At 69.8% G+C, this 12,103-nt stretch carries 17 protein-coding genes; 6 read left to right on the top strand and 11 right to left on the bottom strand.

What is annotated here, in order from left to right:
* Position 1 precedes the first annotated feature (1 nt).
* Genes rplV through rpsJ form a run of 7 tightly spaced genes read right to left on the bottom strand, consistent with a single transcriptional unit; the run spans position 2 to position 3,570 of the window.
* Complete coding sequence (rplV, locus tag JOB34_RS13625) at positions 2-370, bottom strand: 50S ribosomal protein L22 (protein ID WP_179482579.1); 369 nt, start codon at positions 368-370, stop codon at positions 2-4.
* A gap of 52 nt (positions 371-422) precedes the next feature.
* Positions 423-704, bottom strand: coding sequence for a 30S ribosomal protein S19 (gene rpsS, locus JOB34_RS13620; RefSeq protein WP_179482581.1), 282 nt, complete (start codon positions 702-704; stop codon positions 423-425).
* A 3-nt stretch (positions 705-707) separates the two neighbouring features.
* Positions 708-1,538, bottom strand: coding sequence for a 50S ribosomal protein L2 (rplB, locus tag JOB34_RS13615; protein WP_179482583.1), 831 nt, complete (start codon positions 1,536-1,538; stop codon positions 708-710).
* 59 nt (positions 1,539-1,597) lie between these two features.
* Positions 1,598-1,912: a 50S ribosomal protein L23 gene (gene rplW / locus JOB34_RS13610; protein ID WP_233766987.1), complete on the bottom strand. Its 315-nt coding sequence runs from the start codon at positions 1,910-1,912 to the stop codon at positions 1,598-1,600.
* Positions 1,909-2,571 (bottom strand): 50S ribosomal protein L4, encoded by a 663-nt coding sequence (gene rplD / locus JOB34_RS13605; RefSeq protein ID WP_179482585.1) that lies wholly within the window; start codon positions 2,569-2,571, stop codon positions 1,909-1,911. The genes rplW and rplD overlap by 4 nt, the downstream gene beginning before the upstream one ends.
* A gap of 5 nt (positions 2,572-2,576) precedes the next feature.
* The gene (rplC, locus tag JOB34_RS13600) at positions 2,577-3,242 is read right to left on the bottom strand and encodes a 50S ribosomal protein L3 (protein ID WP_208053203.1); all 666 of its coding nucleotides are present in this window, start codon (positions 3,240-3,242) and stop codon (positions 2,577-2,579) included.
* Between the two features lie 19 nt (positions 3,243-3,261).
* A complete protein-coding gene (gene rpsJ, locus JOB34_RS13595) occupies positions 3,262-3,570 on the bottom strand; it encodes a 30S ribosomal protein S10 (protein ID WP_012867945.1) in 309 nt (102 codons plus the stop codon).
* Positions 3,571-4,314: 744 nt separating this feature from the next.
* Between rpsJ and JOB34_RS13590 the strand changes: the two genes are divergently transcribed.
* Genes JOB34_RS13590 through JOB34_RS13575 form a run of 5 tightly spaced genes read left to right on the top strand, consistent with a single transcriptional unit; the run spans position 4,315 to position 7,811 of the window.
* Entirely contained in the window at positions 4,315-5,046 is a 732-nt protein-coding gene (locus JOB34_RS13590) for an ABC transporter ATP-binding protein (RefSeq protein ID WP_243758098.1), read from the top strand.
* Between the two features lie 53 nt (positions 5,047-5,099).
* Positions 5,100-5,264: a hypothetical protein gene (locus tag JOB34_RS17675; protein WP_243758097.1), complete on the top strand. Its 165-nt coding sequence runs from the start codon at positions 5,100-5,102 to the stop codon at positions 5,262-5,264.
* The gene (locus tag JOB34_RS13585) at positions 5,261-6,184 is read left to right on the top strand and encodes an ABC transporter permease (RefSeq protein WP_208053202.1); all 924 of its coding nucleotides are present in this window, start codon (positions 5,261-5,263) and stop codon (positions 6,182-6,184) included. The genes JOB34_RS17675 and JOB34_RS13585 overlap by 4 nt, the downstream gene beginning before the upstream one ends.
* Positions 6,181-7,095 (top strand): ABC transporter ATP-binding protein, encoded by a 915-nt coding sequence (locus JOB34_RS13580; RefSeq protein WP_347813865.1) that lies wholly within the window; start codon positions 6,181-6,183, stop codon positions 7,093-7,095. The genes JOB34_RS13585 and JOB34_RS13580 overlap by 4 nt, the downstream gene beginning before the upstream one ends.
* Positions 7,092-7,811: an ABC transporter permease subunit gene (locus JOB34_RS13575; protein WP_208053200.1), complete on the top strand. Its 720-nt coding sequence runs from the start codon at positions 7,092-7,094 to the stop codon at positions 7,809-7,811. Before JOB34_RS13580 ends, JOB34_RS13575 begins: the two co-directional genes overlap by 4 nt.
* 13 nt (positions 7,812-7,824) lie before the next feature.
* Here the strand turns inward: JOB34_RS13575 and JOB34_RS13570 are convergent, their stop codons facing one another.
* Together JOB34_RS13570 and JOB34_RS13565 are read right to left on the bottom strand one after the other, a co-directional pair.
* Positions 7,825-8,859, bottom strand: a complete 1,035-nt coding sequence (locus JOB34_RS13570; RefSeq protein WP_208053199.1) for a DUF4037 domain-containing protein — start codon at positions 8,857-8,859, stop codon at positions 7,825-7,827.
* A gap of 41 nt (positions 8,860-8,900) precedes the next feature.
* Positions 8,901-9,734, bottom strand: a complete 834-nt coding sequence (locus JOB34_RS13565; protein WP_208053198.1) for a helix-turn-helix transcriptional regulator — start codon at positions 9,732-9,734, stop codon at positions 8,901-8,903.
* An 87-nt stretch (positions 9,735-9,821) separates the two neighbouring features.
* Between JOB34_RS13565 and JOB34_RS13560 the strand changes: the two genes are divergently transcribed.
* A complete protein-coding gene (locus tag JOB34_RS13560; protein ID WP_208053197.1) occupies positions 9,822-10,502 on the top strand; it encodes an SDR family NAD(P)-dependent oxidoreductase in 681 nt (226 codons plus the stop codon).
* Here the strand turns inward: JOB34_RS13560 and JOB34_RS13555 are convergent.
* A complete protein-coding gene (locus JOB34_RS13555) occupies positions 10,496-11,101 on the bottom strand; it encodes a TetR/AcrR family transcriptional regulator (RefSeq protein ID WP_208053196.1) in 606 nt (201 codons plus the stop codon). The genes JOB34_RS13560 and JOB34_RS13555 overlap by 7 nt on opposite strands.
* Positions 11,102-11,225: 124 nt before the next feature.
* The gene (locus JOB34_RS17670; RefSeq protein WP_243758096.1) at positions 11,226-11,531 is read right to left on the bottom strand and encodes a hypothetical protein; all 306 of its coding nucleotides are present in this window, start codon (positions 11,529-11,531) and stop codon (positions 11,226-11,228) included.
* Positions 11,532-12,103 lie beyond the last annotated feature (572 nt).

Genomic DNA, 12,103 nt, shown 5'->3' with positions numbered 1-12,103 from the left:
GTTATCGCCGTCCTTCCTGCGAATCCGGCTGGGTGACCTGCACGGTGATGTGGCTGCTGCGCTTGAGGATCTGGCTGGCCCGACCCTGGGCACGCGGGCGGAACCGCTTCATCGTGGGGCCCTCGTCGACGTACGCGGCGCTGACCACGAGGGTGCGCTCGTCGAATGCCTGCGAGTGCTTGTCGGCGGTGACGCGGGCGTTGGCGATGGCGCTGCGAAGCACCTTCAGCACCGGCTCGCTCGCCGTCTGCGGCGCGAAGGTGAGCACGGCGATGGCTTCGCCGGCCTGCTTGCCGCGGATCATGTCCACGACTCGTCGGGCCTTCTGCGGCGTGACCCGGACGTACCGGGCCGAGGCTGTGGCCTGCATCGCGCTCCCTTCGGAAATCGTCTCTGTATTCGTCATCGGTGATCCCCCCGCGTCAGCGGCGGCGCCCCTTCCGGTCGTCCTTCTCGTGACCCTTGAAGGTGCGAGTCGGTGCGAACTCCCCGAGCTTGTGGCCGACCATCGACTCGGTCACGAAGACCGGGACGTGCTTGCGACCGTCGTGCACGGCCAGGGTGTGGCCGAGCATGTCGGGGGTGATCATCGACCGGCGGGACCAGGTCTTGATGACGTTCTTGGTGCCGGCTTCGTTCTGGACATCGACCTTCTTCTGAAGGTGGTCGTCGACGAAGGGACCCTTTTTCAGGCTACGTGGCATGTCTTATCGCTTCTTTCGACGGCGACGCACGATGAGCTTGTCGCTCTCCTTGTTGGGGCGGCGGGTACGGCCCTCGGCCTGTCCCCACGGGCTGACCGGGTGGCGACCACCGGAGGTCTTGCCCTCACCACCACCATGCGGGTGGTCCACGGGGTTCATCGCGACACCGCGGACGGTCGGGCGCTTGCCCTTCCAGCGCATCCGGCCGGCCTTGCCCCAGTTGATGTTGCTCTGCTCGGCGTTGCCGACCTCGCCGATCGTGGCGCGGCAGCGGACGTCGACGTTGCGGATCTCACCGGACGGCATCCGCAGCTGTGCGTACGGGCCGTCCTTGGCGACGAGCTGCACGCGGGCACCGGCCGAGCGGGCGATCTTCGCACCGCCACCGGGCCGCAGCTCGATGCAGTGCAGGACCGTACCGGTCGGGATGTTGCGCAGCGGCAGGTTGTTGCCGGGCTTGATGTCGGCCGACGGACCGTTCTCGACCAGGTCGCCCTGGCTGAGGCGGTTCGGCGCCACGATGTAGCGCTTCTCGCCGTCGGCGTAGTGCAGCAGCGCGATGCGCGCCGTGCGGTTCGGGTCGTACTCGATGTGCGCGACCTTGGCGGGGATGCCGTCCTTGTCGGAGCGACGGAAGTCGATCACCCGGTAGGCGCGCTTGTGACCGCCACCGATGTGCCGGGTGGTGATGCGCCCCGAGGAGTTGCGACCGCCGGTCTTGGCGAGCGGGCGCACCAGAGACTTCTCCGGTGTCGAGCGCGTCACCTCGACGAAGTCCGCCACGCTCGACCCACGCCGGCCTGGCGTCGTCGGCTTGTACTTGCGGATAGCCATACTTACGTCCTTACGTCCTTGTCCCTCTAAGTCCTATGTGCGACAACATGTCTCGCGGGTCAGCCGGCAGTGCCGACCTCACCGAAGATGTCGATCGCACCTTCCTTGAGGGAGACGATCGCGCGCTTGGTGTCCTTGCGCTTGCCGAGGCCGGCCTTGGTACGACGCGTCTTGCCCTTGCGGTTCAGCGTGTGGACCGAGGAGACCTTGACGTCGAAGACCTTCTCGACGGCGATCTTGATCTCGGTCTTGTTGGCACGCGGGTCGACCACGAAGGTGTACTTGCCCTCGTCCATCAGGGCGTACGACTTCTCCGAGACGACCGGCTTCAGCAGGATGTCGCGGGGGTCCTTGATGTGGATCCGGCTGGTCACTTCGCGTCCTCCTGCGTGGTGAGCTTGGCGGCCTGCAGCGGTCCGGCGAGGAACGCATCGAGCGCGGCCTTGGTGAAGACCAGGTCGTCGGCGCAGAGCACGTCGTAGGTGTTGAGCTGGTCGGCGTACAGCGTGTGCACGGCTTCCAGGTTGCGCACCGAGAGGAGCGCGTTGCGCTCGTCACGGCTGAGCACCACGAGCAGGTTCTTGCGCTCGCTCACGTTGCCGAGCAGCGTCGCCGCCGTGCGGGTGGAGGGCACGTCGCCCTCGACCAGTCCGGTGTAGACGTGGATGCGGCCGTGGCGCGCCCGGTCGGAGAGGGCACCGCGCAGGGCGGCGGCCTTCATCTTCTTCGGGGTGCGCTGGCTGTAGTCGCGCGGCTGCGGGCCGTGGACGACGCCACCACCGGCGAACTGCGGCGCACGGGTGGAACCCTGACGCGCGCGGCCGGTGCCCTTCTGGGCGTAGGGCTTGCGGCCACCACCGCGGACTTCGCCGCGGGTCTTGGTGGAGTGCGTGCCCTGCCGTGCGGCAGCGAGCTGCGCGACGACGACCTGGTGGATCAGCGGCACGTTGGTCGCCACGTCGAAGATCTCGGCAGGCAGCTCGACGGTGCCGTCGGTCGCGCCGGCGGGAGTCTGGATGTCAACGGAAGTCATCGGCCTCAGGCGCCTTTCTCGGTTGACTTGGCCGCAGTGCGCACCAGCACCAACCCACCCTTGGGGCCGGGGACGGCACCCTTGATGAGCAGTACGCCGCGCTCGGCGTCGACCGCGTGAATGGTCAGGTTCTGGGTGGTCTGGCGCTCGCCGCCCATCCGGCCGGCCATCCGCATGCCCTTGAAGACACGGCCCGGGGTGGCGCAGCCACCGATCGAGCCCGGCTTGCGGTGGTTCTTGTGCGAGCCGTGCGAGGAGCTCACGCCGTGGAAGCCGTGACGCTTCATGACGCCGGCAAAGCCCTTGCCCTTGGTGCGGCCGATCACGTCGACCACCTGTCCGTCGCCGAAGGTCTCCGCGGTGACGTCCTGGCCGAGCTGGTAGTCGGCCGCGTCCGCGGTGCGGATCTCCACGAGGTGGCGACGGGGGGTGACCCCGGCCTTCTCGAAGTGACCCAGCATCGGCTTGGTCACCTTGCGCGGGTCGATCTCGCCGTAGGCGAGCTGCACCGCGTGGTAACCCTCGCCGTCACCGCGTACCTGCGTCACGACGCAGGGGCCGGCTTCGACCACGGTGACCGGGATGAGTCGGTTGTCGGCATCCCAGATCTGGGTCATGCCGAGCTTCTTGCCGAGGACGCCCTTCACGGAGCGCTCAGTCGTGTGTGTCATGGATGAGTCACCTACCGATCTAGAGCTTGATCTCGATGTTGACGTCCGCCGGCAGGTCGAGTCGCATGAGCGAGTCGACGGCCTTCGGGGTCGGGTCGATGATGTCGATGAGCCGCTTGTGCGTGCGCATCTCGAAGTGCTCGCGGCTGTCCTTGTACTTGTGCGGCGAACGGATGACGCAGAAGACGTTCTTCTCCGTCGGCAACGGCACGGGGCCGACCACCGTTGCGCCGGCACGGGTCACCGTGTCGACAATCTTGCGCGCCGAGCTGTCGATGACCTCGTGGTCATACGACTTCAGCCGGATGCGGATCTTCTGTCCCGCCATCTGAGTGCGTCTCTCTCTCGCCGTCATCGTGCTGTGAAAAGAACTGTTGTGCCCTGCCGTTCCTCCGACCCCCGCGCTCGGGTGTGTCGCCCTTACGCCGCATGCACGCCTGGAACGAAACTGCTACCCGTGGGTGGTCTTGGATCCGGTGGGACCCCGCCTGCGCTTCCCTCACCCGTCACGCGCCGGCCACTCGGGCTGCACGTCGTACGTTTTCGGGGCGGCGGGACCGGTCGGTGCGAACGACATCCCGGTACGAACCGGCGCCGTGCACCGCCCGACGCCCGCGCGTCAAGCAACCCCGACAGTCTGCCAGAGCCCCCCGCAGTGCTCCAAATCGAGCAGCCCGCGACCGCGTATGACCTCCCGCACGTCGTACGCCGCATGCACCAGCCCGCCGTCGGGCGGACGGATTCGCAGGACCGTCTCCTCCGGCTTGGTCGGACGCCGCCGCTGGTCCCTCGACGGGACCGGTGCCGTTGGGAATTCGGCGCTGCCGTCGCTTTCCTACGCCCGCGGCGGTGTGCAGACGGCTCGGACGAGGCCGCTGCGCCTCGGGTGCGCTGCCCGTCCGGCACTGTGGTGGGAGATGGGCACCGCGGTCACTTTCATGCGCTCGCGCGCCTCTCACGTGGGGGAAGTAGGCGCTGCGGTCACTTTCATGCGCTCGCACGGCCCACGCGCGATCTCGAGTCGGCCCAAGTAGCCCGGACGCGCGCAACACCTCCCGTAGCGTGTGGGCGCATGGGGGTCATCGACATCGACGGGGTCGTCGTGCAGTACCCGAAGGTGCGGGCGCTGGACGACCTGCGCGTGCAGATCCCCGAGGGGATCACCGGCGTCGTCGGGGTGAACGGCGCCGGGAAGTCCACTCTCATCAAGGTGCTGCTCGGCCTGCTGCCCCCGACCTCCGGCACCGCGCGCGTGCTCGGCATGGACACCGCCACAGAGGGAGCCCGAATTCGGGAGCTGGTCGGTTACCTGCCGGAGCACGACTGCCTGCCCGCGGACGTCACCGCCGCCGACTTCGTCCTGCACATGGCGATGATGTCCGGCCTTCCCCGGGCCGCCGCCCGCGAGCGCACCTCGGACTCGCTGCGGCACGTCGGCCTCGACGAGGAGCGGCACCGCCCGATGGGCGGCTACTCCACGGGCATGCGCCAGCGCGCGAAGCTCGCTCAGGCGATCGTGCACGACCCACGGCTGGTGCTGCTGGACGAGCCGACCAACGGGCTGGACCCCCGCGCGCGCGACGACATGCTCGGGCTGATCGACCGGATCGGCCACGACTTCGGCATCTCCGTGGTGGTCACCAGCCACCTGCTCGGCGAACTGGAGCGCACCGCCGACTACATCGTGGTCATCGACGGCGGTCGCCTCCTGCGCGCCTCGAGCACCCGGGACCTGACCCACACCACCGGCAACGTGCTGGTCGAGGTGCTGGGCCCGCCCGGCAGCGACCGCGCCGTGGGGTAACGGCTGGTCGAGCACGGCGTACGCGCCTGGCCGGTCGGCGCATCGAGGTCCGGGTGGAGGACCCGGCCACCCTCGATCTGATCCGCGACGTGGTGGTCGACCTGGACCTGGGCCTGGTGCGCATCCACGAGGTGCACCACACCCTGGAGGAGGTCTTCGCCATCGAGGGCGGAGACGACGGTGCCGCTTCGAACGACAGAGCCGGAGGGCCGCGATGAGCACCCCGGCGGGTCGACGCGGCGTCATCCACGACATCGGCTACCGCTCGTTCGAGGGCCGCCGCCGCGGGACGGGGGCGATCGCCGCGTCCCTCTACGTGACCTCGCTGCGCAACTGTTTCGGGCTCGGTCGGTCCGGCAAGTCCAAGATCGTGCCCTGGCTGATGGCCGCGCTCATCCTGCTGCCCGCCGTGGTGCTCGCGGGGCTGATCCTGCAGCTGAAGAAGATGGCGCTCTCGGACCAGGCCGACCTCTTCGCCCCCTTGTCCAACTACTTCGGGCTGCCGTACTGGACCCAGCTCCTCGTCACGATCTTCGCGGCCGCCCAGGCGCCGGTGCTCTTCTCCCGCGACCTGCGCTACCGCACGATCGTGCTCTACTTCGCCCGGCCGCTGTCCCGCTCGCTCTACGTGCTGATGCGGCTCGCCGCGCTCGCGACCGCGCTCTTCGCCGTCATCGTCGTCCCCATCACGATCTGGTACGCCGTCGCCCTCACCTCCGACCTCGACCACGCCGAGCACACCCGGCACTACTTCTCCGCATTGTTCGGGATCACGGTGCTCGCGCTCGTCCTGGCGGCCGTGAGCGGCCTGATCGCCGCCCTGGCGACCCGGGCCGGCCTCGCGGTCGCCGCGGGCATCGCCGTGCTCCTCGTGAGCTCGGGCGTGGTGACCGCCGTACTCGGTGCCAGCTCCGCGTCCGGCAGTAGGACCACCGCCCAGATCGCCGCGGCGTTCAACCCGTTCACCGCCGTGGCCTCCCTGACCTCCGTCATCTGTCGTCAGCCCACCCCCAGCGACACGATCGTGCGCCCGCACGGGTTCGGGTGGGGCGCGTTCTTCGTGGTGGTGTCGCTGCTATGGATCGCCGTGCCCACCCTGCTGCTGATGTGGCGCACCCGGAAGGCGGCGTCCCTGTGACCGAACTGCTGCTGCACGACGTGTCCCGCTGGTACGGCAACGTCGTCGCCGTCAACGACGTGACCATGAGCATCGGCCCGGGGATCACCGGTCTGCTCGGGCCCAACGGGGCCGGCAAGTCCACCCTGCTGTCGATGATGGCCGGGCTGCTGCCACCGTCCAAGGGCAGCGTCACCATCGACGGGGTGCCCACCCGCGGCGACGTGCGGATCTACCGGCGGATCGGGCTCGTGCCGGTGGCCGAGCCGCTCTACGACTTCCTCACCGGCGCGCAGTTCGTCCGACTCAACGCTGACCTGCACCAGGTCCCCGACCCGGTCGCCGCGACGGCGTACGCCGTGGGCGAGGTCGACATGGCCGCCGCCGCCGATCGCCGGATCTCGACGTACTCCAAGGGCATGCGGCAGCGCATCAAGGTGGCGAGCGCGCTGGTGCACGACCCGGACGTGCTGCTGCTCGACGAACCGTTCAACGGCATGGACCCGGTGCAGCGGCGACACATGATGGGTCTGCTGCAGCGCTACGGCGACGGCGGCAAGGTGATCGTCTTCAGCTCCCACATCCTGGAAGAGGTCGAGCAGATCGCGCGGCAGGTGGAGGTCGTGGTCGCCAGCCGGCACGCGGCGTCCGGCGACTTCGCCGAGATCCGCCGACTGATGACCGACCGTCCGAACCAGTACGTCGTGCGCAGCTCGGACCCGCGCGCGCTCGCCGGGCTCCTGCTGAGCGACGACTGCGTGCGGGGCGTGCGGCTGCGCACCAAGGGGCTGCTCGAGGTGGAGTCCGACGACGCCGGCCGGTTCGCGCGGGTCGTGCCGCGACTCGCGCGCGAGCACGGCATCCGGATCCTGGAGCTGACACCCACCGACGAGTCGCTCGAGAGCGTCTTCAGCTACCTGGTGGGTGCATGAACTCGGCCATCCTGCGCCTCGGCGTCCGCTCCCTGGTCGGCCGTGCCCGCGTCTACCTGATGCTCGTCCTGCCCGTGCTGCTGGTGCTCCTGGCCCTGCTGTTGCGCTCGCTCGCGGGCGCCGACTTCGGCCCCGGCGACAAGATCGGCTTCCTCAAGGTCTTCGGCGTCGGCGTCGTCGTGCCGATCGTCGCGCTCATCGCCACCTCGACCCTGATCAGCTCCGAACTGGACGACGGCTCGATCATCTATCTGCTGAGCAAGCCCGTCCCGCGCATCGCGATCGTGGCCAGCAAGGCCGTCGTGATCCTCGCCGCGGTGGTGTTGTTCGCGGCGGTCCCGCTCGGTCTGGCGGGCCTGATCCTGGCGGGCGGCTCGGACCGGATCGCGCTGGGGGCGTTCGTCGGCGCGCTGCTGTCCGGGACGGCGTACGTCGGGATCTTCATCGTCCTCGCGACGCTGCTGAAGCGCAGCGTGGTGGGCGCGCTCGTCTACTGGCTGGTCTGGGAGTCGACCCTCTCCTCCCTGATCGGGCCGGTGAAGTGGCTGTCGGCACGGGCCTGGGGTTCCTCGGTGATCGACAGCATCTCGACCGTCTCCTCCGACGCGAAGGGCGTGCCGTGGTGGTACGCCGTACTGACGATGCTGATCGCCGTGTCGGCCGGGGTGTTCCTCGCCGGTCGCCGGCTGTCGTCGATGACGCTCTCCGACGAGTGACCGCGCGCCCCGGTCAGATTCCGTAGAGCGCCCGCACCATCGCACGACGTCGCCCCGCGCTCTGCAGCACGAGGACGTCGTCGGTGTACTGCTCGACCGAGCCGACGCGCACGGGGAGTGCCAGGATCTCCGGATCGGCGATCCCCGTGTGCAGCGCCTCGATCAGATCGCCGGAGACCGTGCGGAACGGCCGGTCGTGGAACGCCACCACCGGGCGCTCGACGCCCGGCAGTCCGGCCTCACGACCGGCCGCGTGCAGCAGGGTGAGTGCCCGACACAGGTGGGACTCGCGGTCCTGCCACGTCGTCGCGGTGAGGCAGCCGACGAGCGCCGGCGCCGCGTGAGCCGCTCGCGGGAGCTCACCGAACGCCGCGCCGCGCCACTTCGGGTAGGGCGCCCACCGCCGGTCCAGGAGGAACCCGAGGTGCATCGCCGCGTCCACCAGGCGCCCCGCGAGCACCCGTGACCCGAGGTCGTCGCCCTGCATACCGGATCGGCCCATCAACGGCAGGTCCTCACCGATCCGTCGCCACGCACACGCGACGAGCCACCGCCACACGTCGTCGGGGTACCACGCGAGCGCGCACCGCGCGGCACCCAGGTCGCCGACCGTGTCCAGGAACACCTCCCCGCCCACGACCTCCAGCGCCGCCTGCCCGGACAGCGACAGCCAGTCCGCGAGGCCGATGGGTGCGCGGGCAGGATCGAAGCCCAGCCGGCCGGTCAGCAGCTCGTGCGGGTCCGCGACCTCGACTCGGTGCCGGATCGACGCATCGGACGTCATGGGGAACCGGACGGGGTGTCCGAGCACGACGTCCGGCAGCTCGGCCCCGAGGTGTCGGTCGACCTCCGTGACGAGGGCCGCGTCCACGAGCAGGGTGAGGCGCAGTCCCCAGTCGTGATCGCGCGACATCTCGTCGTCCCGACCGACGACGTCGGACCCTCCACCGATCCGGGCGGCCGCGTACGACAGTCGTGGCCACCGCGCGTGCAGGATCGGCCGTACGACGTCCTCGAAGTACCGCCTGCTCAGCGACAGCCCGTCCATGCCCGACAGTCTCCCGTGCGGTCCCGCGTGACCGTGCGGGATCAGGAGGTCAGCGCCTGGGTGCCGGTCACGTTCAGCAGGGCGAGCTTGGAGGCGTCCTGCGAGCCCGGCGCCGCGGTGTAGACCACGATGCGCAGGTCGCTGCCGGGCACGGTGAGGACATCGCAGTCGATCTCGATCGGACCCACCGGAGTGCAGGTCGCGGTCTTGGTGCTCGACCGGTGCCGTGCGACGTGCGCGCGGCTCCAGCAGCGCTCGAAGTCGGGACACTCCGCGCGCAGCCGGGCGATGAGGGCGGCCAGCGCGGGATCGTCCGGATAGCGGCCGGCGGCCTCGCGCAGATCCGCCGCGAGATCGTCGGAGAACTCCTCGGCGTGCTGGTCGTCGAACGCGATGACCCCGGGCGCATGGCTGAAGTGGTGCCAGGCGACGTTGCGATCCACCCCGCGCAGCCCGGACGGATCCCCGGTCAGCGCGGCCCAGAGCGGGTTCCACCAGAGCAGGTCCCACGCGGCGGAGTGCACCCCGATCGGGACGTCGCCGAGCCGGTCGAGCAGGCGCTGCACGCCGGGTGCGATGTGCTGGGACACCAGCCGCTGCGACGGCACCGCGGCACCGCTGACGCGGTAGAGATGGTCCCGCTCGCCGTCGGTGAGGCGCAGCGCCCGGGCCAGCGCGCCGATCACCTGCGGCGACGGGTGCCGGGCCCTGCCCTGTTCCAGCCGCACCAGGTACTCGACGCTGACTCCGGCCAGGGTCGCCAGCTCCTCCCGGCGCAGACCGGGTGCGCGCCGCCCGGCGCCGGCGGGCAGGCCCACCTCGCTCGGGCCGATCCGGTCACGCCACGCGCGCAGCACCTCGGCGAACTCGTCCACCTCTCCATCATGCGCCCCGGTCACGGGATCCTGACTGGTACCGCCAGGGCCTACCCACGCCGCGAGCGAAGGCCGCAGCGTGGAGGCATGACAACGACACTCATCACAGGAGCCGGCCGCAGCCTCGGGCTGGAGACCGCTCGACACCTCATCGACGCGGGCCACACCGTGTACGCCGGCCTGCGCAACCCCGACGCCGGCGACGCCGTGCGCTCGATCGGCGCCCACGTCGTACGGCTGGACGTCACCGACGGCGCCTCCGTGCAGGCGGCGCTCGCCGAGCTGCCGCAACTGGACGTGCTGATCAACAACGCCGGCATCCTCGGCACGGCGTACGGCGTCGACGACCTCGATGCCGACGCGATGGCCACGGTGCTCGACACCAACGTCACCGGCATCGTGCGGGTCACCCAGGCGGCACTGCCGCTGCTGCGTCGATCCGCGAACCCGGTCATCGTCAACGTCGCCTCGGGCGTGGGGTGGCCGCGTTACCTGCAGGACCCCACGCACGACGAGTACCCGGTGCAGGCCGTGCCGTACGCGGCGTCCAAGGCCGCCGTCATCGCCCTCACCGTGCAGTACGCGAAGAGCCTCACGGGGATGCGGGTCAATGTCTCCGATCCCGGCTACACCGACACCGATTTCAACGCGCACAGCGGCCACCAGACCGTCACCGAGGGCACCGACGCCACCGTCGCGCTGGCCACTCTCGACCAGGACGGCCCGACGGGAGAGTTCCACGACCGTACCGGCCGCATCGCCTACTGACCGGATGCGCTCATGGCGTTGGCGGTGTCGATGATCGACCGCAGGTAGGCGAGAAACGTCTCCTGCTCCTGCGGTCCCGCCGGCGTGCGAGCGGTCGTCTTGGCGTACTGGGTGATGGCGGCGCCCACCGCGGCGGAGGCCACCGCGAAGAGCAGGCCGTCTGGATCCATCCGCAGCTGTCGGGTGAGCGACTCGGCAGCGACCTGCATCGCGTCGCCCACCTGGGCGTCCCAGGCGGCTCGGAGCGTCGGGTTGGCGTCGAGCATGGCCAACGCCGAGGAGGCCAGTTCTGGATCGGCCGACTGGCGTTCCCGATCGAGCCACCGGGCGATGACGTCGGCGAACTCGAGCTCCGGATGCTCGTGGAAGGCGGCGGCCAGGCGCTCTGCCGCCTCGTTGGACCAGGACAGCGCGATGTCCAGCTTGGTCGGGAAGTACATCGAGACCGTACGCGGGGCGACCTCCGCCGCCTGCGCGATGTCCTGGATCGTGGCTCCGTCGAAACCGCGCTCGGCGAACAACCGCATGGCCTCGCGGCGGATGGCCTTGCGGCGCCGGGCCTTCGATCGTTCCCGCAGGGACTCCTCCAAATGCGCCATGGTGAAAATCTAACATCGACCGCTTATTTGCAGTGTGATGTATTTTTGCCTACCGTTGCATTTATCGCGAGCCGGCGTCTCGGCCGGCTCGCACCGATGCGACGAGGAGACATCCCATGTCCACCTACCTGTACCGGCTCGCCCGGTGGTGCTTCCGCCATCGCAGGATCACCGTGGCCGGATGGCTGGTCGTCCTGGTCGTCGCCGGCGCCATCGCCTCCGCCAGCGGTGGCCGGACGAGCGACGACGTGACCATCCCCGGGACGGAGGCACAGCATTCGGTGACGGTGCTGCAGCAGAAGCTCCCCGCAGCGGCCGGGGCCTCGACGACGGTGGTGTTCGCCGTTCCCGGCGGCGACGTCAGCACCGCGAAGAGCCGGGCGGCCATCGAGGCGTCGGTCGCCAGGTTGGGGCACGTCGCCCAGGTCACGGTCGCGTCAGATCCGTTCGCGACCCGGACCGTCTCACCGGACCGTCACGTGGCGCTGGCCACTGTGACCTACGACGTGGACGCGACGAAGGTGAAGCCGAGCACTCTGGACGCGCTCGGGCCTGCTGTCGCGAGCGCCCGGGCCGCGGGTGTGCAGGTGGAGTTCGAGGGCGGCGTCTACCCCAAGGCGGCTGCGGGAAACACCACGGAGGCCATCGGGCTGATGGTGGCGTTCTTCGTCATCCTGATCACGTTCGGATCCCTGCTAGCAGCCGGCCTCCCCTTGCTGAGCGCCGTCGTCGGAGTCGTCGGGAGTGGTTTCGCAATCACCATCGCCGCTTCGCTGACCGACATCTCCTCGGCCTCGACGTCGGTCGCCGGTCTGCTCGGACTCTCGTGCGGGATCGACTACGCGCTGTTCATCCTCGCCCGCCACCGCGGCCACCTGCTCGAGGGCATGGAACCCGAGGAGTCCGCGGGACGATCGGCCGGCACGGCCGGCAGCTCCGTGGTGTTCGCCGGTCTCAGCGTCATCATCGCGCTCTGCGGACTGGCGGTGGTCGGCATCCCGT

The sequence above is a fragment of the Allobranchiibius sp. GilTou38 genome (genome assembly GCF_017565325.1).
GTDB lineage: Bacteria > Actinomycetota > Actinomycetes > Actinomycetales > Dermatophilaceae > Allobranchiibius > Allobranchiibius huperziae.
Note: the sequence above shows the minus strand (reverse complement) of the source record. Positions and strands in the feature narration are given on the sequence as shown.